This is a genomic window from Nocardioides sp. NPDC006303 (assembly GCF_040613175.1).
Classification (GTDB): domain Bacteria; phylum Actinomycetota; class Actinomycetes; order Propionibacteriales; family Nocardioidaceae; genus Nocardioides.
This window is the reverse complement of the sequence record NZ_JBEXRR010000031.1, coordinates 43,901-66,366: the sequence shown is the minus strand read 5'-3', so window position 1 is coordinate 66,366 and position 22,466 is coordinate 43,901. Positions and strand designations below refer to the sequence as shown.

Below are 22,466 nucleotides of genomic sequence, written 5' to 3'. Positions count from 1 at the left end.
CCGGTTCGCCGAGGACCCGTGGCGGTTCGGGTTCTCGATGCCCTCGACGATTCTGCTGCTGGGAGCCTGCCTGCTCATCCGGCAGGCGGCGTACTCAGTCGGCGGCCAGCGGCGTCACCGTCATCCGGTCGAGGTTCGGGGCCCACGGTGACCGAAGGCCCAGCTCCGGATAGCGGTCGGAGATGTAGGTCTCACCGTTCCAGTCCGGCAGCTCCTCGGAGCGGAAGGACAGCGTGTTCTCGCCTGCCTTCAGCTCTGCGTAGAACGTCAACGTCCAGAAACCGTTGTCGTGGAAGCTGTGCGGGAACCAGACCCGGCGGGCCTCGTCACCGTTGACGCTGACGTCGGCGTGCCGGGCCAGCGGGTCCGGGTTGTAGTGCGAGGCGGGTGACTGCTCGCCGTTGGAGTAGCGCACCGTCACCGCGTACGTCCCGGCCCGAGGTGCCGTGGTGGCCAGCGTCAGCGCGTTGCCGTTGCCCGGGTCGCCACCGACACCGGTGACCGCCTTGCCGCCGTCGGCGAGCGGGTAGGACGCGACCTTCGCCGAGCCCTCGAGCGCCCCGTCCTCGGCCTGGGTGGTCACCGACTTCAGCGCGCCCGCCGACGGACCGATACGGAGCCGGTCGATCAGCAGCCTGCCCTGCTCCGCGGTCAGGGTGATCTTGTTGATGCCGCCGGAGAGGAACACATCACGCGACACCGACCGAGCGACGACCCCGAGGTTCTGTCCGTTCAGCGCCAGCCGGACGCGCCCGGACCCGAGGGTGTCGAACCGGAGGCGGTGCTCGCCGTCGTCGGGGGAGTAGACCCAGAACGTCGCGGTACCCCGGGCGAGGTCTGCGGCGCCGGACCCGGACACCCCGGTCTTCGAATAGTCGGCACGTGCCCCGTCGGTGAGCGTCGCGTCCTCACCCTCGTAGGTGCGTTGCGTGGCGGCCGGGTTCGACAGGGAGAGGTCGATCTTGTCGATGAGCGCGTCGCCGCGAGTGCGCTCGGTGCCATCGAGGCTCCGGGCCGCGATCGAGATCGTGTGCCTCCCGGCGGTCAGGTCGACCGTGGTGTCGGCGTGGTCCCACACCACCCATTTGTAGCCGAGCGGCAGGTGGATCTCCTGCTCCTGCTTGCCGTCGACCGTGATGAAGGCGTTGGTCGCGCCCTGTTCCTTGACCAGGCTGTAGGTGTTCAGAGAGTTCGCGAACACGCTCAGGTCGTAGGTCCCGTCTTTCGGCACGTCGACGGCGAAGTCGAGCTTCACCTCGGAGTCGGTGCGGATGCCGCCGACGTTGTAGGAGCCGGAGGTGTAGAAGCCGCCCAGGTTGGACGGGCTGCCCTCGGGGCCGTTGAGGGTGTAACCCGAGCCCGAGTGAGCGGCGTCCTCGGCCTCGTATGCCGCCCGCCACTGCTGCGGCGGCGCGGCCTCCGCGGTCGCGTTGGCGCCGGGGGTCACGATGATCTGGTAGGCGGACTCCGCCGAGAGGGCGGGGACGCCGTCCTTGCCGAACCAGAAGCCGACACCGCCGTCACTGACCGGGATCTTCATCTCGGCGACCTCGGCCGGCCCGGTGTTGTCGCCGAGCTGACCCGACCAGCCGATCTCCTTGATGGCGACGTGCACGCTCGACCCGAACGTCGCGGGGTCGACGCCGGAGAGGTCGACGTACGACTCCCCGTCGGCACCGCCGATGATCGCCTCTGCCCGTCGTCGATCGCGATCGAGGGTCGCGACGCCCTGCAGCGTGTAGCTCTCGTTCGGGCGGGGCGGGGTGAGCTTGACCGTCTGGCCCGTCATCTGGCTGTAGGCGTTCAGCAGCCACCACTGTCCGTTGGCCTTGTTGGCCTCGACGGCGGAGTCGGACAGGTTGCCATCGATGTTCCAGTAGGCGATGTCGCCGTCGACCTTGCTGTCCTCGAGCGCCGAGACCCACTGGATCATCTGACCCGGGACCGAGGTGTGGTAGTTGAACGCGTACTCGTTGATGTTGATCGGCAGATGCTTCCCCGCGTACGGGGTGCCCTGGTAGATCGTGTCCTCCCAGCCGCGGAACCTGGCCACGTTGGTCCGGATCGAGGCCGGGTTGCTCAGCTCGTGCCAGGTGATCACGTCCGGCATCGTGTCGTTGGCGAGCGCGTGCTTCATGAAGCCCTGCACCTGGTCATAGAGGATGCTCGTGTTCGGGCCGGCGATCCGGGCGTCGGGGAGCTCGCTCCTGATGAGGGCGTGGACCTCGTCCCAGGCTTTGAAGTAGTGCTGCGGGTCGTCGAGCCAGCTGACCTTGTTGTAGCTCCACTCGCCGGTGCCGAACATGTTGCCCTCGGGCTCGTTGAACGGCACGAAGACGACGTGGCTGCGGTACTTCTCCGGCAGTGCCTCGACCTGCTCGACCTGGGTCCTGATCTTGGCCTTGAAGTCGTCCAGCTTGGCCTGCGGGGTGTCGCCCGGCCACTGGTAGGGGAACCCGCGGTAGATGTCGGTCATGTAGATGTAGACGTCGCCGCCGGAGCCGTCCACCAGCGGCTCGAGCACCTCGAGGGCGTCCGCGCCCGGGTGCTGCGGGCCGTCCTGGGCCTTGGTCGACACCGTACGCAGGTTGATCCCGTCGATCAGGTTGCTCGAGGGGAGGTCCTTGCCGTAGACACCGTAGAGCGTCCCGGACGCGCCTCCCATGACGTCGCCGGTGGGCTCGGCCAGGTCGATGTCGACCTGATTCTCGTAGCGAACGGTCACCTCGGCCGAGACCGCCCGCCCGGCGGCGGAGCCGGCCACCGTGAACCTGCCGCGGTCCGCGTACTTCGCCGGATCCACCTCGTCCCAGGTGATCGGTACGTCGCGGTCGTAGCCGTCACTGAACGAGGCCCGCACCGAGGCAGGCAGGTCCGGCTCCTCGCCGACGTCGGTGTAGACGTCGAAGGAGGTCTTTGTCGGCTCGACGATCGTGGGAGGGGTGGCGCCGGTGGCCTGGACGAGCTGCTCCGGGGTGAGTGCCGCCCCGTAGATCGTCACGTCGTCGAGCGAGCCGCCGAACAGGTTGTCGGCGGGGAACATCGACCTGCCGAGGAACCCGCTCGTGGACGCGCCTTCGACGAGGTCGGAGGCGGTGATCTTCGTGGTGGCGGCCGCGACGGCTGCGCCGTCGAGGTAGGTGGTGAGCCGGTCCGACTCGGTGTCCAGGGTGATGGCGATTGTGTGCCAGGACTTCTCCGGGAGCGGGGCGTAGCCCGAGTTGGTCGCCTCGGCGCCGGTCCCCGCCACGGTCGCCGTACGCAGCACCGACCCGTTCGAGGGCGTGAGGAACAGATAGCGACTGGTGTCCTTGCCCAGGTCGAGGATCCGCTGCCAGGAGCCGCCACCTCCGTCCCAGCTCACCCGCGCGGTGACGGTGAGGTCGGTGCGTCCCTCGAGGACGCCCTTGGGGAGAGTGACGTAGGCGCCGTCCGACGAGGACGGCCCGCCCGGCAGATGCAGCGCCTGGCCGCCGCCGTCTCCGGGGACGGCGGCGGCGGTGCCGCCGTTCACCAAGGTGCCGTCGAGCCCGTTGCCGGAGTCGTCGGCGACCGTCCCGGTGGCCGGGTCGTCGTCGAAGGCGTAGTGGACGACCGGGTCGGGCACGGTGACCTCGGCGGCACCGGCGCGTGGGACCACCCCGGGTGCGGCCAGCGCAACGGCGGCGACCGCGGCTGCCGCGGCGGCGGTGGCCGTCCTGGGTGGTGTGGACGTGAAGGGTGATCTCATCGGTAGCTCCTTCTGTTGTGGGGTCATGACCGCCGAACGTGATCGGCGGCGAAGAGGAGGTAGACGGCGGCGGTCCAGGTGTAGGCGCGGTCACGCAGGCCCGCGCCGGTGCGGGCGTCGAAGTTCTCAGCGAAGCCGGACTTCTCGCACAGCGCCCGGAACCGCTCGCTGACGACGTCGGCGACGGCCGTGAACCCGCTTCGGCGCAGGCCGTCCTCGATGAGCGCGGTCGACGGCGCCCAGATCGGGCCTCGCCAGTAGCCGTCGTCCTGGTAGTGGGGCGAGGAGACCGGCTCGGTGGCAGGTCCGTAGTCGGTCAGGTGATCGCCGAGCCGGTCCGCCATCGTCGTACGGATGTCGGACGGGAGCCGGTCGCCGAGCACCAGCGGCAGCAGGTTCAGCAGGCTGGTTCCGGTGCTCCGGCGACCCGAGAGCGCGCCCACGGCGACGAACTCGGTGCCCGTCCAGAGCTGGTCGACCAGCGTACGGACGAGCTCGTCGCCGACCTTGCGCCAGCCGGCCGAAGGGTGGCCGAGCTCGTCGGCGAGGTCGGCGAGGACCTCGAGCTGGACCGCGAGGAATGCGGCGAGGTCAGGCGACTCGATGACCCGGTCGAGGTCGAACGTGGTGGAGTTGTCCCACCCGCTGTCGTTGCCGTGCTGGTAGTAGGGCAGGTCGTGACCCGGCCGTCGCCTGGAGTCGATCCAGAACCGGCTCCATCGGACCAGGCCGTCGTGGACGCGCTCGAGCTCGTCGGTGTCGAAGGCCCGGGCCGAGGTCGAGCGCAGCCGACCCAGAGCCCAGCCGTGGATCGGCGGCTTCACGTAGTTGTAGAGGACCTCGGTGTGCGTCACCGAGTCGGGCAGTGCGCCGCGGTCGTCCTGGTGGTCGAACGGCGCGAGGAACTGGTCGAGCGCGGCGTCCGGACGGCCGGGGGCGAGCGCCATCGCGTTGAAGCAGTGGTCCCAGCTCCACAGCTTGTCCATCCAGTGCTTGGACATCAGCACCGACTCCCGGCCCAGCAGACCGCCTGGGGCGACCGTCGCCGACCACAGGACGTACGCCGCCAGCGCCGCCGCTGGGGTGCGCTCGTCACGCCACGGGGCGAGGTCGTCGAGGTAGCTGGAGAAGTCTTCTGCCGAGTCCGCGACGACCTCATCGAAGGTCGCTGCCTCCGCCGGCACCGTCTGCTGCGAGGTCGCCTCGCGTACCTCGGCCTCCCAGTCGCCGCCGTCGCTTCCGAGCAGGATCGACCTCGTCGCCTCGCCGAGGGCCTCGGAGCCCTCGACCGAGTGCTCCCCGCGGAGCATGGTGACGCGGTAGCGGTGACCGGTCTCGTAACTGGTGAAGACGACGGCGCCGTCGCTCGGGTCGGTGAACAGGTAGGTCCCGGTGAACGGGGTGAGTCCGGCAGCGGCATCGCGAAGCCGCAGCGCGAGGCCGGAGCCACGGAGGCGTACGGCGTCCGTGCCGGCGAAGGCCGCCTCGACTCGACCGTCCTCCCGCGCCCAGGTCAGGACCCCAGGGTCCGCGGACCAGGTCGTCTCGACCGGCCGGCCGTCGCGCTCCGGCCGCAGCGCGAGCACGCCGTGGAACCCGTTGCGATGGGAGACGAGGTGGATCGTGTCGGTGCGGGTGTGCAGGGCGACCACGGGGGAGAGGTCGAGCCAGGAGCCGCGCCGGGAGAAGGGGATCTCCCGGACGTCGAAGGCGGCCTCGGTCGAGGTGTCGTGCAGCGGCATGCGGGGTGTCCTTCAGTCCTTGACGGCGCCCGCCGTCACACCGGCGGCGACGTACCGCTGGGCGACGACGAGCAGGATGGCGGTGGGGATCGAGGCGACGACGGCGGTCGCCATCAGCGGGCCCCACTCCTGGTTCTGGGAGCCGATGTAGTCGTAGAGCCCCATCGTGATCGGGCGCAGCGCACCGCCCTCGCGGTTGAGGGTGGAGGCGAAGATGAAGTCGGACCACGCCCACAGGAAGGCGAACAGCGAGACGGTCACCGCAGAGTTGCGCGAGATCGGCAGGACGACCTGGGTGAAGGTCTTCCAGTGGCTCGCGCCGTCGATGGCCGCGGCGTGGAGGAGGTCCCGCGGGATGCCCGCCATGAATGCGGAGAACAGCATCACGCCGAACGGGATCGCGATCGTGGAGTCGGCGACGATCAGGCCGGGGACGGTGTCGAGGATCCCGAGGTCGGTGTAGACGGTGTAGAAGCCCAGCGCCATCACGACGCCGGGGACCATCTGCGCCACGATGAGGCAGAAGTTGAGCACCCGCCGGCCCGGGACGAACAGCGACGACAGCGCGTAGCCGGCCGGGGCCGAGACGAGCAGCGTGAGCGCGACCGTCCCGATGCCGATGACCAGGCTCGTGCCGAGATAGGGCAGCTGGTCCTGGAGCACCACCTGGTAGTGGTCGAGGGTGAACGCCTTGGGGAACAGGCCGCCGCTGCGGATGGCGTCGCGCTGGGTCAGCGAGACGTTGATCATCCAGTAGAGCGGGAACAGCATCATCGCGGTGAGGACGAGGCCGACGCCGGTCTTCACCCAGGCAGAGGCGGGTCGTGTGGTCCGTGTGGTGCGTGTCGAGGTGTCCATGTCAGGCCTCCTTGCGCTGGACGGCGACATAGACCAGCCCCATGAGCAGGGCCACGAGCAGCAGGATCGTGCCGACGACGGACGCCTGGGAGTACTCGATGACTGCCGAGGTGCCCTTCCCGAAGGCCATCCCGTACGCCCAGGTCGCCAGCGTCTGGGACGACCCGGCGCCGGCCGTCATGATCCAGATGATGTCGACGACCTTGAGGGTGTAGACGAAGCCGAGCAGCAAGGTGATCGCGCTGACGGGTCGCAGCAGCGGGAACGTGATGGACCAGAACCGGCGCCACGGGCCGGCGCCGTCGAGAGCGGCCGCCTCGTAGAGCTCGGCCGAGATGTTCTGCAGCCCGGAGTAGAGGATGACCAGGTTGAACGGGATCCCGAGCCAGATGTTCGCGATCATCACGGCCCACAGCGAGTTGTCGGCGCTCAGCCACCAGACGGAGTCGATGCCGAATGCTCCGAGGAACCGGTTGACGATGCCCGAGTCCGCGTCCATCATCCACTGCCACGTCGTCGCCGAGACGATGATCGGGAGCAGCCACGGGACCAGGAAGAGCCCACGCAGGAGCACCGACAGCGGGAAGTGGCGGTGGAAGTACGTCGCGAGCGCCAGCCCGATGACGTACTGGAAGACCAGCGAGCCGACCACGAAGATCGCGGTCTGCTGCACGATCGGCCAGAGCTGCGGTGCGGTGAGCACCTCGCGGTAGATGTCGGTCCCGGCGAAGGGCGCCTCGCCGGTGACGTACGTCGCCCGGGTGAAGCGGTGCAGGCTCATCGACACGTTCTCGGCCAGCGGATAGGCGTAGAAGACCACGAGGTACGTCACCAGCGGAGCGACGAACGCCACGCCTGCCCAGCGGCGGTGGTGGTGTCGGCGCCGGGGAGGGGGCGCCGAGGCTGGCACCGTCTCCGGTGCCGTCCGGCGTTCCAGCGTCGAGACTGTGGGATTCCTGGTCACTGTTTCGTCCGTTCTCCAGGGTCCGGTCGCGGGTCAGTTGCCCTTGGCTTCCTGAGCCGCGGTCTCGAACGCTTCCTTGACCTGATCGGCGTCACCGGCGGCGTTGAGCGCGGCCTGCTCGGCCTTCGACAGCGCAGCCGAGGTCGGGAGGTAGCCGGTGCCGAGGTCGGTCGTGCGGCCCTGGGCGCTGGAGATGGCGTCCGCCCACGGCTGGTAGTGCTCCGTGGAGGCGATCTGCTGCTTGCGGGTGGCCTCGGTGGCGGTGAAGTACCCGAGCATGTTGTCGGTCTCGACCTGCGTCTTCGAGCCGAGCAGGCAGTCGAGCACTTCCTTGGCTGCCGCGTAGTGGGCGTCGCTGTTCTCCTTGTGCAGCGGCACCACACCGAACTCGCCGCCGGTCGGTACCGGAGCCGCGCCGCCGTCCTGGCTCGGGATGGGCATCATCTTGATGGGGAACTTCTGCTCGGTCGCCGCCTGGGCGAACCACGAGCCGTTCTCGGCGAACGCGTAGTCGCCGGTCAGGAACAGATCCCAGGACGCGGACTGGTTGTCGGTGACGGCCGACTTGGGGGTGTACCCCTTGCCGATCCAGTCCGAGACGAGCTGGCCCGCCTCGACGGCGTCGGCCGAGCCGATGTCGGACAGGTCGGCGCCGGATCCCCAGAACCACGGTAGGAACTGGAAGGTGCCCTCCTCGCCGGGGACGCCGGCGAAGGTGATGCCCTTGTGGCCGGCTCCGGTCACCTTCTCCAGCGCGGCGTTCAGGCTCGCCCAGTCGGTGATGCTCGCCGGATCGACGCCGGCGTCGGTGAGGATCTTCTCGTTGTAGTAGAGGCCGAGGGTGTTGGCGCCGACGGGGACCCCGTACGTCTCGCCGTCCACGGTACCCGGGCCGGCGAGGTTGTCATCGGCGTCGGTCGCCTCGAGGCCGACCTCGTCGATGGGGGCCAGCAGGCCGGAAGCGGAGGCCTCGGGCATCGCCGGGTTGTCGAGGAACACCACGTTGGGTGCGTTGTCCTCGCGGACGGCCGTCGTGAGGTTGTTGATCAGGTCGGTGTTCGGGGCGGCGGTGCGCTTGATGGTGGTGCCCTCCGGCGCGCACGACTTGACGTACTTGGCCCAGTCCGAGCTGTCGTCGTACTGCGGGTAGGGGTCCCAGAACCCGATCTCGGTGACCTCGCCCGACTCTTCCGAGGAGCCGCACGCCGCCAGAGACATGGTCAGCGCGGCCGCGGTGAGGAGGGCGACCGTACGACCGTGGGGGCGGCCTTGGGTGGGGGTGCTGTTCATCTCGTGTCCTCTCGCATCATTGCGTGGGTTGTTGAACCGGTTCGACAGTGGGCGCGACGAGGCGCTCCGTACGATCCCGGCGGTCAGTTGGTGCTGCCGCGGTCGCGGAGCACCGGGGTGACGAACCGGACGATCGGCGGTCCGGCCGCGACCGGGTCGGTGACCCGGCCGATCAGCCGGGAGACCGCCTGGCGTCCGAGTTCGTCCGCGGCCGAGTCCACGGCTGTATAGGGGAGCGAGAACTCCTCGCCGAAGTCACGCGAGTAGAGGCTGACCACGCTGAGGTCCTCGGGGACCCGCACCCCGCGTTCGCTCAGGATCGAGGGCAGCGCGGCGACCGTCGCGTCGTTGTGGACGATCAGGCCGGTCGCGGTCGGGTGTGCATCGAGGATGCGGTTGACCGATTCGCCGATCGCGGGCTGGCGGGACTCGCCGTGATAGCAGTGGATCTGGATCCCGTGTCGCGCCGCGCGCTCGACGGCCGCGTCGCGGAACCGCCAGGCGTAGGTCCCACCGCGCTCGACCACGTGGTGCGGCGGCGCGATCAGGATCAGTTCGCGGTGATCGCGTTCGTGCAGGTGGTCGACGAGCATCCTGGCCGCCTCGCCGAAGTCGAGGTCGACGAAGTCCAGGCCGGCGGTGTCGCGGGCAAGGCCGAGCAGCACCCCGGGCTTGCGGACCGCCCTCAGCGCCTCGAGACGCGGGTCCTCGGCCGTGACGTCGAGGAGGACGATGCCGTCGACCATGCGGGAGTCCGCGATCCGGTGGATCGCGGAGGGGCCGTCGGGGTCGGTCACCATCAGGATGTCGTAGCCGAGCTCGCGGGCCCGCATGGAGATCGGCAGGACGTACTGCAGCATCGCCGGCGCGAACTCGTCCTCGTGGAACTGCAGCAGCAGTCCGAGCACCATCGTCTGCGAGGTGGCCAGTGCGCGTGCGCCGGCGTTCGGGGTGAAGCCGAGCTCGCGGATGGCCTGCTCGATCCGCTCCCGCGTCTCGGTCGAGATCGTGCGCTTGCCGGAGAGGGCGTAGGAGACGGTGCTCCGCGAGACGCCCGCGTGCCGCGCTACGTCTTGGATGGTGGCCAACTCGCTACCTGACTTTCGAACCGGTTCGACACTGGAATTGACTAGAGTGTGATCAGGATCACGCGTCGTGTCAAGGGTCTCGACAGGGCTCGACCGTGGGGAAGGTGGCCGAGGTTAGCGGGAGCGGGTGGGCGGGACGATCTCGACCGGCCCGTCCACCCGGGCGGCGACCCAGGCGCGGTGGAAGTCGCTGCCGGGGGCGACCTCGGCGCGGCGCTCGGGCTCGCGGATCAGGTCGACGGGGCACTCGAGCTGCTGTCGTGGCGTGGGCGTGGGGCGAGGGCCGCTGTGGTCGGCGATCGCGGCCGCCAGCGCCTCTGCGACAGGCTTGCGGCGGTGGTCGACGGTGAAGAGACCGAGGTCGTACTCACGCTCGGGGAAGTCGACCAGCGATCGGTCCAGGTCGTGGGAGCACCACCAGGTGATGCCGTACAGGGCCGGGTTCTGGACGACGTGGTCGATGGTGCCGGTGACGAACTCGCGCACGCTGTCGGGTCCGATCTCCGGCAGGGGAGCGCCGATCTCCTGGAGCCAGACCGGGCGCCCGGGCTCGGCGGCGTACGCGGCGGCAAGCTCGACCAGGTAGTCGGCATGCGTGAGCGTGGCCGGACCCAGGGGCGCGTCGATCGCGCCGACGCCGTTGAAGACCCAGGAGTGCACGGTGCTGAGGTCGCCGAGCGTGGTGACGTCGGCGGGCCCGAAGGGGTGGTCAGGTGCGTAGAAGGCGTCGTCGAAGAGCGAGTGGAGGCAGAGCAGGCCGGGGGCGGCCTTGCGTGCGGTCTCGAGGAGCTCCTGGGCCCAGGAGCGGGACTCGGCGATGGTCGTCGGGTTCGACGGCCACAGGTTGTTGACCTCGTTGCCGAGGGTCAGTGCGAAGACGTTGTCCCGGGTGGCGACCGCCCCGGCGAGGGCGTCGACGTAGGTGCGCAGACCCTCGCGCACCTCCGGGTGGCTGAAGAGCGATCGCTGGTGGTGGGTGAGCACCCACGAGGGCAGGAAGTCGAAGCTGGACAGATGCCCCTGGATCAGGTCGACGCAGACGTCGAGCCCGCGGGCAGCGGCCAGGTCGATGGTGGTGAGCACGTCATCGATTGCCGAAGACCGGATCAGCGAGCGGTTGGGCTGGATCCAGGGCCAGACCGGGAAGATGCGTACGTGGTCGAGGCCGAGCCCGGCCAGGTCGTCGAAGTCGCGGGCGATCTCGTCGGCGTCGAAGTCGAGCCAGGAGTAGAACCAGCCGGACGAGGGCACGTGGTTGGCGCCGAAGCGCAACGGGGCAGGGGCTGAGGGCGTCGGGAGAGCTGGCACTCGCGCAATATAAACCGTTTAAGTAAACCGAGGCAATCAGTGTCCGGCGGGCGGAGCCGTGCTCTCCCGCGGGACGAGCACCGGGGTGCTCGACTGATGGCGGACGGTGAGGGTCGGATCGGCGATCAGCCGGAGCAGCCCGCGGGCGGCCTCGGTGGCCCATCCCTGGGTGTCGCGGGTCAGGGCGGTCAGCGAGGGATGGGTGAGGCGGGCCAGCAGCGAGTCGTCGAAGGAGAGGATCGACAGGTCCTGTGGCACCCGCACCCCCATCTCCAGAGCGACGCCGAGGCCGGCCACAGCCATCACGTCGCTGTCGTAGACGATCGCCGTCGGCCGATCCCGCCGCGACAGCACCCGGCGGGTGATGACCGCCCCCTCGGAGTCGCTGTAGTCGGTCGGGATCGAGACCACCTCGGCCAGCTCGTGGCGCTCCTTGGCCTCGGTGAGAACGTCCATCCGGCGCTTGGTGTGCAGGAACTGCGGCATGCCGGCGACGTGGACGACGTGGCGGTGGCCGAGCGCGGCGAGGTAGTCGACCGCCTCATGCATGGCCTCGCTGTCGTCGGCCCAGCTGAAGCTCAGCGACGTGTCTTCGAGCGGCCCGCCGAGCACCATCACCGGGACCTCGAGGGCCTCCAGCGCCGCGAACCGGGGGTCGTCGATGAGCGGGTCGAGGAGCACGAAGCCGTCGACCCGCCTCTCGGCGGTCCAGTTCCGGTAGGCCGCCATCTCGGCCTCCGGGTCCTCGACCACGAGCAGCTGCAGCGCGGTGCCATCCTCGGCCAGGCCGGCCTGCAGGCCGGAGACGATCTGGCCGAAGAACGGCTCGAGGCCGAGCGTTCGTGCGGGGCGGGACAGGATCAGGCCGACGGCTCCGGCGCGCGCGTTGCCGAGGGATCTGGCCGCGCGATGGGGGCGCCAGTTCATCTCGTCGGCCACGGCGAGGATGCGGCGCCGGGTCTCCTCGCTGACTCCCGGCCGTCCGTTGAGCGCGAACGAGACCGCGCCCTTGGAGACGCCGGCGCGCTCTGCGATGTCCGCGATCGTGGGTCGTGCCATCGACAAGTCCTTCCTGGGACGAGGCCGGAGGCGATTGTGGCGCCCCTCACACGGATGCCTTGACGGCACACCTCGTTCGGTGAATAGTACGGCCCGAACTTAACCGCTTTATCAAAAGCTTTCAGCAAGGAGCCAGAAATGAGCGTACGCCGGTTGGTGGGGGTCGCCGCTGGGTTGGCCATGGGCATCACTGCGATGACGGGTTGCGGGGCCGGTGACGAGCCGTCCGCCGGTGACCTCGGGGGCAAGATCGAGGGCAAGGTCTCGATCCAGACCTGGGCGCTGAAGCCCAAGTTCACCGACTACGTCGAAGGCGTGATCGCCGACTTCGAGAAGGAGAACCCGGGCGTCGAGGTCACCTGGCTCGACCAGCCCGGCGACGGCTACGACCAGAAGGTGCTCACCCAGGCATCCTCCGGCGACCTTCCCGACGTCACCAACCTGCCTCCGGACTTCGCTCTTCCGCTCGCCCAGCAGGACCAGCTCCTCGACCTCGCGGAGACCGACGTCGACCTGGAGGGGACGTTCGTCGAAGGTGGCCTGCAGGGCTACCAGTACGACGGCCTCGACGGCACCTACGGCTACCCGTGGTACCTCGGCACCGACGTGAACTACTGGAACAAGGACATGCTCGCGAAGAACGGGCTCGACCCGGCCAGCCTGCCCACCGACCTCGACTCGCTGATCGAGCAGGCCAGGACGCTCAAGGAGAAGTCCGGCGGCAAGGTCTACCTGATGACCCGCAAGCCGGGGCTCAACGACCTGCAGCAGGCCGACGTACCGATCTTCAACGAGGACGGCACCGAGCTCACCTTCAACACCCCCGAGGCCGTCGAGCTCGTGCAGAAGTACGCCGACGCCTATGCAGACGGGCTGCTGCCGAAGGACATCCTCACCGACACCTTCCAGGGCAACGCGGAGCTCTACAACCAGGAGAAGGCCGCCTGGACGACCGGCAGCTCCAACATCTCCGGTCTCGAGGAGGCCAACCCGACCCTCGCGAAGGGCACCGAGATCTCGCCGGCCTTCGGTGACGGCCCGCTCTACGTCCAGGGCCTCTCGGTGAACGCCAACAGCAAGAACCTCGCCGCCGCGAACGCGCTGGCCCAGTTCGTGACCAACCCCGACAACCAGCGCGAGTTCGCCAAGCTGGCCCCGGGTGTCTACCCGAGCACCGTCGCCTCGCAGGAGGACCCCTACTTCACCGAGGACGACGGCTCCGTCGCTGCCAAGGCCAAGGTCACCGGTCTGAAGACCCTGACCACCGCGATCCCGAACAACCCGAGGGTCTCGCCGGCGATGTCGACCATCATCGACCAGCAGATCGGCCTCGCCATCAGCGGTGACGCGACGCCACAGGAAGCCCTCGACAACGCCGTCGAGGAGTGCAACAAGCTGCTGGCGCAGTGACGGACTCGATCAAGATGAGCGGCCGGGTGCGTGAACACAAGTGGTTCACGCCCTGGTTGCTCGTCGCGCCCGCGACCCTGTGGCTGTGCGTGTTCAACCTCTATCCGGCGTTGAACACGGTCTACATGGCCTTCACGAACAAGAAGCCGCTCGGCGGAGGACACTTCGTCGGGCTCGCCAACTTCGAGCGGATGCTCGATGACGACCAGCTCGTCTATGCCCTGACCAACTCGGTCCTCTACATGCTGGTCTGCGTACCTCTGCTCACCATGCTGCCGCTGCTGCTGGCGGTGCTGGTTGAGAAGAAGCTGCCCGGCCTGACCTTCTTCCGGGTGGCGTTCTACACCCCGGTGGTCGCCTCGGCGGTGGTCGTCGCGCTGATCTGGAACTGGATGCTCGACGACCGCGGCGCCATCAACGCGATCCTGCAGGCGCTGAAGGTGGTCCAGGAGCCGCTGCCGTTCCTCACCGACCGCTGGCTGCTGCTGTTCAGCGCGATCAGCCTGACGGTCTGGAAGGGCCTCGGCTACTACATGATCATCTACCTCTCCGCGCTCGGGAACGTCGGCAAGGAGCTGCACGAGGCGGCCGCTGTCGACGGTGCCGGCCCGGTGCGCCGGTTCTGGAGCATCACGGTGCCCGGTGTACGCGGCACGATGCTGCTGATCACGATCTTGATCACGGTCTCCTCGCTGCGGGTCTTCTCCGAGCTCTACGTGATGACCGGCGGCACCGGCGGACCGGGAGGCCGGGTCAGCTCGGTGGTCATGCTGATCCAGATGTACTCCACCGGCTTCACCGGTCACCTCGGCTACGCCTCGGCGCTGAGCCTGCTGCTCTTCGTCCTCACCCTGGTGCCGATGGTGCTGCTGGTCCGTCTCAACAGGAAGGACGGCTGAGTCGATGGCTGCGAAACAGAAGGCGTACGCCTTCCACCGGATGTCCGTGGGCGAGGTCGTGCTGCGCTACGCGCTGCTCGCGGTGGTGCTCGTCATCACGATCCTGCCGTTCCTCTGGCAGCTCTCGACCTCGCTGAAGGGGATCGACGAGAACATCTACACCGCGACCCCGCGGTTCATCCCGGAGGACCCGACGTTCGCCAACTACACCAAGGTCGCCGAGGTCGTCCCGGTCGTCGACTACGCGATGAACTCGCTCATCGTCGCGGTCCTGGTCGTGGGCGGCAACGTCCTCGGGGCCACCATGGCGGGCTATGCGCTGGCGAAGCTGCGCTTCCGCGGGAGCCGGCTGGTGCTCGGTGCGCTGCTGGCCACCCTGATCCTGCCGGGCGAGGCGACGATCATCGCCCAGTACGTCACCGTCCGCTCGCTCGGCCTGACCGACACCCTGCTGGGCGTCGCGCTGCCGGGCATGATCGGGATGATCAACGTCCTGCTGATGCGGGCCGCGTTCACCGCGATCCCTGACGAGCTCGAGATGGCCGCCAAGGTCGACGGCGCCAACGCCTGGCAGCGGCTGATCCACGTCAACCTCCCCGGCGTACGCGGCATGCTCAGCGTCATCTCGATCTTCGCGTTCATCGGGGCCTGGGACGACTTCCTGTGGCCGCTGATCGTGCTGACCGACCCAGAGAACCTCACGCTGACCGTCGGCCTGCAGTATCTGTCCGGCACATTCACCAACAACCCCCGCCTGATCGCGGCAGGCACGATGATCTCGTTCGTCCCGATCGTGATCGTCTTCGCGGTGCTGCAGCGCTACTTCTTCCGCGGGGTCGAGGAAGGGGCCATCAAGGGATGACCGACCTGCAACTGACCACCGCCGAGATCGCCCGCTTCGAGGAGGAGGCCTCGCGCCTGCTGTCGTTCGCCCGGGCCTCCCGTCACGACGGCGGCGGCTTCGGGTGGCTCGACGAGCACGGCCGGCTCTCTCCCGAGCGGCCCGTCGAGACCTGGATCACCTGCCGGATGACGCACGTCTTCGGGCTCGCGCAGCTGCGCGGTGACGCCTCGGCCGCTGCGTACGTCGACCACGGGGTCGCCGCGCTGACCGGGCTGCTCCATGACGACGACAACGGCGGCTGGCACTCCGCGGTCTCCCCGGAGACCGGCGAGGTGGTGAGCACCGTGAAGGAGGGCTACGCCCACGCCTTCGTCGTGCTCGCCGCCACCACCGCGTACGCCGCCGGCCGCCCCGGCGCGGAGGCACTGCTCGACGACGCGCTGAGCGTGATGGAGGAGCGTTTCTGGCGCGAGGACGACGGCATGATCCTCGACGTCTGGAGCGCCGACTGGACCACCTTGGACGGCTATCGCGGCGTGAACGCCAACATGCACGCTGTCGAGGCGTTCCTCGCGGTCGCCGAGGTGACCGGGCACCGGGTCTGGCTCGAGCGCGCGCTGCGGATCCTGGAGCGGGTCGTGCACGGCCTCGCGCGTGAGCACGACTGGCGGCTGCCGGAGCACTTCTCCTCGGCTTGGGCCGTGGATCTGGACTACAACGTCGACGAGCCGGGCCACCCGTTCCGGCCGTACGGCGTCACCATCGGGCACCTCTTCGAATGGGCGCGGCTGGCGCTGCACGCGCGGACCCTGCTCGGGGCGGAGGCTCCTTCGTGGCTGCGCGAGGACGCTCAGTCGCTGCTCGCCGCGGCGACGTCGCGCGGTTGGTCGGTCGACGGGGCGCCCGGATTCGTCTACACGACCGACTTCGCCGACCGGCCCGTCGTACGCGAGCGCATGCACTGGGTCGCCGCCGAGGCCGTCGCCGCGGCCTGGACCCTCTTCCGCGACACCGGCTCCGCCGCCGCGCTCGCGGACGTACGCCGCTGGTGGGCCTACTGCGAGGAGCATCTGGTCGACCGCGAGGGTGGCTCCTGGCACCACGAGCTCGACGCCCTCAACCAGCCTTCGGCCACCGTCTGGCCGGGCAAGCCGGACGTCTACCACGCCTATCAGACGGTGATCCTGCCTCTGCTCCCCGCGGGCGCCAGCTTCGCCGGGGCGGCCCGTGGGACCAGCGGTGGGGGAGCGGCGTGAAAGGTCCTCGGGATCCCGTCGCCGCCCGTGCCGGGGTGGGCTACTCGTCCGAGGACGCCTGGCTTCTCGAGGTGGCGCCCGGGGTCGGCGATGTCGAGGCTGAGTTTCCGCTGGAGGCGCCGATCGAGGTGGCCGACGGGGACGAGCTGCGCTTCGTCGTCTTCCCGGAATCGGCGTCGGCCGATGAGCGGCGGTGGGAATCGACGTACCTCTGTCTCGACGCGGTGCTCGACGACGGGCGGCGGCTCAGCGAGGTCGGGCTGGTCGACCAGTACGGGCAGGCGCTGACCACGGCCGCTCAGGGGCAGGGGAAGCGGGCGTTGGTGGACCAGTGGAACCTGCGGCGGGTGGCGCTGACGGGGTTGGCCGGGCGCCGGATCGAGCGGCTGCTGGTCGTGGCCCGTGCCGCGGAGGTGCCGCTGCGGGTGTGGGTCGACGACGTCGGCGTACGCCCTGTCCGCCCGCTCCCGGCGGAGCCGCTCGACCAGGTCGACATCCGCCGGGGAACGCACTCCAGCGACCGGTTCTCGCGCGGGAACAACGCGCCGCTGGTCGGGCTGCCCCACGGCGGGGTGTTCGGACTGCCGATGACGAACGCCGCCGCGGGCAACTGGCCCTACGCCTGGCACGCGCACAACCGTGACACGGACGGTGGGCCGAACCGGCCGGCGATCGAGGCGTTCGCGACCTCTCACATCCCGAGCCCGTGGATGGGTGACCACGGGGTCTTCGGGGTGATGCCGAGCCCGCTCATCGAGCCTGACGACGACCGGCGCGCGCGAGCGCTGGGGTTCGACCACGACGACGAGGAGGCCGGGCCGCACCGGTACGCGGTCGCGCTCGACGGTGGCGTCACCGCCGAGCTGGTCCCGGGCGACTTCGCGCTCGGGATGCGGTTCACCGGGGCCCGCTCGCTGGTGCTCGACCACCATGGCGAGATCCGGTCGCTGACCTGCGAGAACGGCAGAGAGGGCCTGATCGTCCGCGCCCTCCTCGACGACCGCGAGGGCAAGCCCGCCCAGCACATCCACCTCCGCGTCGAGGGCACCTCCCAGCTGCGCCTGGGCGGGGGCCGGCTCCGCGGCCACATCGCGCTGAACGGGGCGAGGGCCGTCGACGTACGGCTGGGCATCTCGACCGTCAGCGACGAGCAGGCGGCCGCCAACCTAGAGGCCGCCGGGTCGTTCGATGAGATGGCCGCGCGGGCGCGCGCGGCGTGGGAGCAGGCGCTGTCGACCATCGAGGTCGAGGGGGCGAGCGAGGACCAGCTGGTCTCGATCCGCTCCGGGCTCTACCGGCTCTTCCTCTACCCCAATCGCTACGGCGAGGGGCCTGGTCACGCGCACACCTCGCCCTACGACCTGACCACGGTCAGACATGCGCCGATGACGGTCACCCACGGCTTCTGGGACACCTACCGCACCGCCTGGCCACTCCTCGCGCTGCTCGACCCGGCCGGCGCCGGCGAGCTGGCGGAGGGCTTCGTCGAGCACTTCCGCGACCGCGGCTGGACACCGCGCTGGAGCGCCCCGGCCGCCGAGGACTGCATGACCGGCACCACCTTCGACACGGTCCTCGCCGACCTGGCGCTGCGGGGCGTGCCCGGCATCGACCTGGAGACCGCGTACGCCTCGGCGCTGAAGAACGCGACCGTGCCGGCCGATGACGTACGGGTCGGTCGCAAGGGGCTGCGGCGCGCGATCTTCCGTGGATACGTCGCCACCGAGACCCACGAGGGCATGTCCTGGACGCTCGACAACGCGATCAACGACTGGGGCATCTCTCGCTTGGCCCGCGTCCTGAACGAGGACCGGGCATCAGAGGACCTGGCGGCAGAGGGGGAGTACTTCTCCCGGCGGGCGCTTGGGTATCGGAACGTCTTCGACACGTCTCGTGGGTTCTTCATCGGGCGTACGCCCTCCGGAGACTGGCGGGACGGCTTCGACCCCGACGAGTGGGGGCACGACTACACCGAGACCAACGCCTGGGGGACCGCGTTCACCGCGCCCCACGACGGCGCCGGGCTGGCCGCGCTCCACGGCGGCGAGGCGGCGCTCGGCGCGAAGCTGGACGACTTCTTCGCGCGTCCCGAGACCGGCGCGGCATCGCTGTCGGGCCACTACGGGTTCGCGATCCACGAGATGACCGAGGCCCGGGACGTACGCATGGGGATGCTCGGCCTCTCCAACCAGCCGGCCCACCACATCCCGTTCATGTACATGTTCGCCGGGCGGCACGACGACGCCCACCGGATCGTCCACGAGTGCCTCGGCCGACTCTTCGTCGGGTCCGACCTCGGCCAGGGATATCCCGGCGACGAGGACAACGGCGAGATGTCGGCCTGGTACGTCTTCGCCACGATCGGCCTCTACCCGCTGGTCCCCGGCTCCGCCTCCTACGTGATCGTGCCGCCGTCGGTGCGCCGGACGGTGCTGCGGCCACGCGACGGCAAGGAGATCGTGATCGAGGCGGTCGGGAGCGGTGGCTACATCCGCTCGGTGACCCTCGGCGGCGCGCCCTGGGACGAGATCTCGATCCCGCACGCGCGTCTGGTCGACGGCGCGCGCCTGGTCATCGAGCTCTCCGAGGTGCCGTGCGGCTGGGCGAAGGACTCCCGGCCGCAGTCGGCCTCGCGGATCGCGCCCGGACTGCCGGTGACCGACGCGACCGTCGTGGCTCCCGCCTCGCTGACCGACGACACCGGCGAGACCGCGATCGCGCTGAGGTCGGGGGAGCAGGTGGAGGTGCCGCTCGTCGGCGGACGGCGGCTCTCCCTCTACACCGTGACCTCCGCCGAGCCGGGAGATCTGGCCTGGGCGCTGGACTACCTCGATGCCGGCGGCGCGACGGTGGCCCGCGAGGAGCGGGCTGCTGAGACGTACGTCTGGGCTGGTCAGACCCGGGTTTTCCGGGTCAGGCGCGGAGACCCGGTCGTGGCATGCGCCGTACGGTTCACCGCGTTGTCCGACTGCGTGCTCACGCAGCTGGAGCTCATCGAAGACGACCTCGAGAACAGACAGGACGAGCACTGATGCACGACGACGTACACCTCACCGAAGGCCGCGTGAGCCGGGTCCTCAAGGAGCGCCTGTGGCCGGCGGTCCACACCGCCGCGGCGCCCGTGAGCGTCGAGTGGCACGAGCTGCCGGGGGAGCCGATCGCTCCCGCGGAAGGGCTGGCCCTGGCGTACGAGAAGGTGGAGGTCGGCACCGACTGGGGTCCGGCCTGGGGGACCACCTGGTTCCGGATCACCGGGACCGTGCCCGCGGAGTGGGCCGGCAGGCGGGTGGAGCTGGTCTGCGACCTCGGCTTCGACGTCAACATGCCCGGCTTCCAGTGCGAGGGGCTGGTCTACACACCCGACGCCCTCACCGGCGAACCCAGCCCGGTCAAGAGCCTCAACCCGCGCAACCAGTGGGTGCTGGTGGCGTCGGAGGCCGTCGGCGGTGAGGAGGTCGAGCTCTTCCTGGAGGCCGCGGCCAACCCGGTGCTGCTCGACTACCACCCCTTCCTGCCCACCCAGGAAGGCGACATCCAGACCTCCTCGCCCAAGAAGCTCTACACGACCCGACGGATCGAGCTGGCCGTCTTCGAGAAGGACGTCTTCGAGCTCTGCCTCGACCTGGAGACGCTCCACGAGCTGCAGGTCGAGCTGCCCGAGGGGCCGCGCAAGTTCCGCATCCTGCAGGCCATCGACGACGCCCTCGACCGGGTCGACCTGCAGCGCATCGCGGAGACGGCGGCTTCGGCCCGCTCGGCTCTCACTGGGGTCCTCGAGGCGGCCTCGCACGACTCCGCCCACCAGATCGCAGCGATCGGCCACGCCCACATCGACTCGGCCTGGCTGTGGCCGGTGCGCGAGACGATCCGCAAGGTCGCCCGCACCACCTCCTCGATGACCGAGCTGCTCGGCGAGGATCCCGACTTCCGCTACGGGATGTCATCGGCCCAGCAGTACGCCTGGCTCAAGGAGCACCGTCCCGAGGTCTACGCCAAGGTCAAGGCCGCGGTCGCCGAGGGGCGCTTCATCCCGCTCGGCGGCATGTGGGTCGAGTCCGACACCACGATGCCGTCGGGGGAGTCGCTGGTGCGGCAGTTCCTCTACGGCCAGCGCTTCTTCGAGACCGAGTTCGGGATCCGCTGCAAGGGCGTCTGGCTGCCGGACTCGTTCGGCTATTCGCCGGCCCTGCCGCAGCTGATGAAGCGGGCCGGCTTCGAGTGGTTCTTCACCCAGAAGATCTCCTGGAACCAGGTCAACAAGTTCCCTCACCACACCTTCGAGTGGGAGGGCATCGACGGATCCCGCATCCTCAGCCACTTCCCGCCGATGGACACCTACAACTCCCGGCTCTCCGGCGACGAGGTCGCCAAGGCGTCGCGCCAGTTCCGCGAGAACCGGCTCGCCACCGGGTCGATCGCCCCCGTCGGCTGGGGCGATGGCGGTGGCGGCACCACCCGCGAGATGGCCGGCAAGGCCCGCCGGCTCCGTGATCTGGAGGGCTCCGCCCAGGTGTCCTGGCGACACCCCGACGACTTCTTCGCCGAGGCTCGTGAGGAGCTCGCCGGGCCGCCGGTGTGGGTCGGTGAGCTCTACCTCGAGCTCCACCGCGCCACCCTCACCTCTCAGCACCTCACCAAGCAGGGCAACCGGCGCTGCGAGCACCTGCTCGTCGAGGCCGAGCTGTGGTCCGCCACCGCTTCCGTTCGTGGTCTTCTCGACTACCCCTACGACGAGCTGGACGCGCTGTGGCAGCAGATCCTGCTGCAGCAGTTCCACGACATCCTGCCAGGCACCTCGATCGCCTGGGTCCACCGCGAGGCGGCTGCCCAGTATGCCCGGGTCGCCGAGGCCGCCACCGCCCTCATCGAGCGTTCCCTCACCGCCCTTGCCGGGGAAGGCACGGTCGCGCTGCGTGCCGACGGGCGCTCGGGCGCGGTCACGGCGGCCGAGCCGGTGGCGGCGGTCTCCGTGGTCGAGCAGGACGGGACGTACGTCTTGGACAACGGCATCGTCCGGGTCACCGTCTCCGCCGAGGGGCTGATCACCTCGGCGCTCGATCTGGCGACCGGGCGGGACGCGATCCCGGCCGGGGCAGAGGCCAACCTGCTCCAGCTCCACCAGGACTTCCCGAACATGTGGGACGCCTGGGACGTGGACCGGTTCTACCGCAACCGGGTCACCGACCTGCGCGAGGTCACGTCGATCTCGGTGACGCCCGACGGGCTGGTCATCGAGCGGCCCATCTCCGCCGACTCCTCGACCACGCAGGTGCTCTCGCTCGCTCCCGGCTCGCGGGTGCTGGACATCGCGCAGAGCACCGAATGGCACGAGACCGAGAAGTTCCTCAAGGTCGCCTTCCCGCTCGACGTCAAGGCCGAGCAGACGCTCGCCGAGACCCAGTTCGGCTACCACCGCCGCCCGACGCACACGAACACCTCCTGGGAGGCGGCGAAGTTCGAGACGTCGATGCACCGCTGGGTGCTGGCTTCGGAACCTGGGTTCGGCGTCGCGCTGGTCAACGACTCGACGTACGGCTTCGACGTCACCCGTCCTTCCGCTCTGACCACGGAGGTGCGGTTGTCGCTCCTGCGCGCGCCGCGGTTCCCGGACCCGGAGACCGACCAGGGCGTGCAGACCCACCGCTACGGCCTGGTCATCGGTGCCTCTGTCGCGGCCGCGACCGAGGCGGGCGCCGCGCTCAACACGCCTCCCCGTCCTGTGTCGGGAGCCCGTGCGGTCGAGCCTCTGGTGACCGTCTCCGGCGAGGGCCTGGTGGTCTCGAGCGTGAAGCTCGCCGCCGACCGCTCCGGCGACCTGGTCGTGCGTGTCTACGAGTCCACCGGCGCGCGTACGCAGGGGGAGCTGCGCGTCGCAGAGAGCTTCGGGCGGGTCGAAGAGATCTCGCTCGTCGAGGACCCGATCGCGGAGGTGAGCGCCGACGGCGGTGTCGTCGCGCTCAGTCTCGGTGCCTTCGAGGTCCGCACCCTGAGGTTCCACCGCAACTAAAGGAGATCGGT

Annotated in this window: 14 protein-coding genes; 6 read left to right on the top strand and 8 right to left on the bottom strand. The window is 69.5% G+C overall.

Annotated elements, in window-relative coordinates; all coding sequences use genetic code 11:
• Nucleotides 1-94: 94 nt before the first annotated feature.
• The 8 genes from ABZY89_RS21220 to ABZY89_RS21185 all read right to left on the bottom strand — a co-directional run bounded on the left by ABZY89_RS21220 (nt 95) and on the right by ABZY89_RS21185 (nt 12,039).
• Complete coding sequence (locus tag ABZY89_RS21220) at nt 95-3,730, bottom strand: LamG-like jellyroll fold domain-containing protein (RefSeq protein ID WP_355230369.1); 3,636 nt, start codon at nt 3,728-3,730, stop codon at nt 95-97.
• Between the two features lie 23 nt (nt 3,731-3,753).
• Nucleotides 3,754-5,472 carry a hypothetical protein gene (locus ABZY89_RS21215; protein WP_355230367.1) on the bottom strand — a complete coding sequence of 573 codons (1,719 nt, stop codon included), beginning with the start codon at nt 5,470-5,472 and terminating at the stop codon, nt 3,754-3,756.
• A gap of 12 nt (nt 5,473-5,484) precedes the next feature.
• Nucleotides 5,485-6,330, bottom strand: a complete 846-nt coding sequence (locus ABZY89_RS21210) for a carbohydrate ABC transporter permease (protein ID WP_355230366.1) — start codon at nt 6,328-6,330, stop codon at nt 5,485-5,487.
• Between the two features lies 1 nt (nt 6,331).
• Nucleotides 6,332-7,183 carry a sugar ABC transporter permease gene (locus ABZY89_RS21205; protein WP_355230365.1) on the bottom strand — a complete coding sequence of 284 codons (852 nt, stop codon included), beginning with the start codon at nt 7,181-7,183 and terminating at the stop codon, nt 6,332-6,334.
• Nucleotides 7,184-7,327: 144 nt separating this feature from the next.
• The gene (locus ABZY89_RS21200; RefSeq protein WP_355230364.1) at nt 7,328-8,584 is read right to left on the bottom strand and encodes an extracellular solute-binding protein; all 1,257 of its coding nucleotides are present in this window, start codon (nt 8,582-8,584) and stop codon (nt 7,328-7,330) included.
• Between the two features lie 83 nt (nt 8,585-8,667).
• Nucleotides 8,668-9,672 (bottom strand): LacI family DNA-binding transcriptional regulator, encoded by a 1,005-nt coding sequence (locus ABZY89_RS21195; protein WP_355230363.1) that lies wholly within the window; start codon nt 9,670-9,672, stop codon nt 8,668-8,670.
• 114 nt (nt 9,673-9,786) lie between these two features.
• Nucleotides 9,787-10,980, bottom strand: a complete 1,194-nt coding sequence (locus ABZY89_RS21190; RefSeq protein WP_355230361.1) for a glycosyl hydrolase — start codon at nt 10,978-10,980, stop codon at nt 9,787-9,789.
• A 36-nt stretch (nt 10,981-11,016) separates the two neighbouring features.
• Nucleotides 11,017-12,039 carry a LacI family DNA-binding transcriptional regulator gene (locus tag ABZY89_RS21185; protein WP_355230359.1) on the bottom strand — a complete coding sequence of 341 codons (1,023 nt, stop codon included), beginning with the start codon at nt 12,037-12,039 and terminating at the stop codon, nt 11,017-11,019.
• Between the two features lie 138 nt (nt 12,040-12,177).
• On the opposite strand from ABZY89_RS21185, the gene ABZY89_RS21180 reads away from it, so the two are divergent.
• From ABZY89_RS21180 to ABZY89_RS21155, 6 genes are read left to right on the top strand one after another with little or no spacing between them, the layout of a single operon-like run.
• On the top strand, nt 12,178-13,449 hold the full coding sequence (locus ABZY89_RS21180; protein ID WP_355230357.1) for a sugar ABC transporter substrate-binding protein: 1,272 nt from the start codon (nt 12,178-12,180) through the stop codon (nt 13,447-13,449).
• Nucleotides 13,446-14,348 carry a sugar ABC transporter permease gene (locus tag ABZY89_RS21175; RefSeq protein ID WP_355230355.1) on the top strand — a complete coding sequence of 301 codons (903 nt, stop codon included), beginning with the start codon at nt 13,446-13,448 and terminating at the stop codon, nt 14,346-14,348. Before ABZY89_RS21180 ends, ABZY89_RS21175 begins: the two co-directional genes overlap by 4 nt.
• A 4-nt stretch (nt 14,349-14,352) precedes the next feature.
• A complete protein-coding gene (locus ABZY89_RS21170; protein ID WP_355230353.1) occupies nt 14,353-15,210 on the top strand; it encodes a carbohydrate ABC transporter permease in 858 nt (285 codons plus the stop codon).
• Nucleotides 15,207-16,448: an AGE family epimerase/isomerase gene (locus ABZY89_RS21165; RefSeq protein ID WP_355230351.1), complete on the top strand. Its 1,242-nt coding sequence runs from the start codon at nt 15,207-15,209 to the stop codon at nt 16,446-16,448. Before ABZY89_RS21170 ends, ABZY89_RS21165 begins: the two co-directional genes overlap by 4 nt.
• Complete coding sequence (locus ABZY89_RS21160; RefSeq protein ID WP_355230349.1) at nt 16,445-19,480, top strand: GH92 family glycosyl hydrolase; 3,036 nt, start codon at nt 16,445-16,447, stop codon at nt 19,478-19,480. The genes ABZY89_RS21165 and ABZY89_RS21160 overlap by 4 nt, the downstream gene beginning before the upstream one ends.
• Entirely contained in the window at nt 19,480-22,455 is a 2,976-nt protein-coding gene (locus ABZY89_RS21155; RefSeq protein WP_355230347.1) for a glycoside hydrolase family 38 C-terminal domain-containing protein, read from the top strand. Before ABZY89_RS21160 ends, ABZY89_RS21155 begins: the two co-directional genes overlap by 1 nt.
• Nucleotides 22,456-22,466 lie beyond the last annotated feature (11 nt).

Coding starts and splice junctions, on each gene's coding strand:
- ABZY89_RS21170 (WP_355230353.1), top strand. CDS start 14,353: ATGGCTGCGAAACAGAAGGCGTACGCCTTCCACCGGATGTCCGTGGGC.
- ABZY89_RS21200 (WP_355230364.1), bottom strand. CDS start 8,584: ATGAACAGCACCCCCACCCAAGGCCGCCCCCACGGTCGTACGGTCGCC.
- ABZY89_RS21180 (WP_355230357.1), top strand. CDS start 12,178: ATGAGCGTACGCCGGTTGGTGGGGGTCGCCGCTGGGTTGGCCATGGGC.
- ABZY89_RS21165 (WP_355230351.1), top strand. CDS start 15,207: ATGACCGACCTGCAACTGACCACCGCCGAGATCGCCCGCTTCGAGGAG.
- ABZY89_RS21215 (WP_355230367.1), bottom strand. CDS start 5,472: ATGCCGCTGCACGACACCTCGACCGAGGCCGCCTTCGACGTCCGGGAG.
- ABZY89_RS21185 (WP_355230359.1), bottom strand. CDS start 12,039: ATGGCACGACCCACGATCGCGGACATCGCAGAGCGCGCCGGCGTCTCC.
- ABZY89_RS21210 (WP_355230366.1), bottom strand. CDS start 6,330: ATGGACACCTCGACACGCACCACACGGACCACACGACCCGCCTCTGCC.
- ABZY89_RS21220 (WP_355230369.1), bottom strand. CDS start 3,730: ATGAGATCACCCTTCACGTCCACACCACCCAGGACGGCCACCGCCGCC.
- ABZY89_RS21155 (WP_355230347.1), top strand. CDS start 19,480: ATGCACGACGACGTACACCTCACCGAAGGCCGCGTGAGCCGGGTCCTC.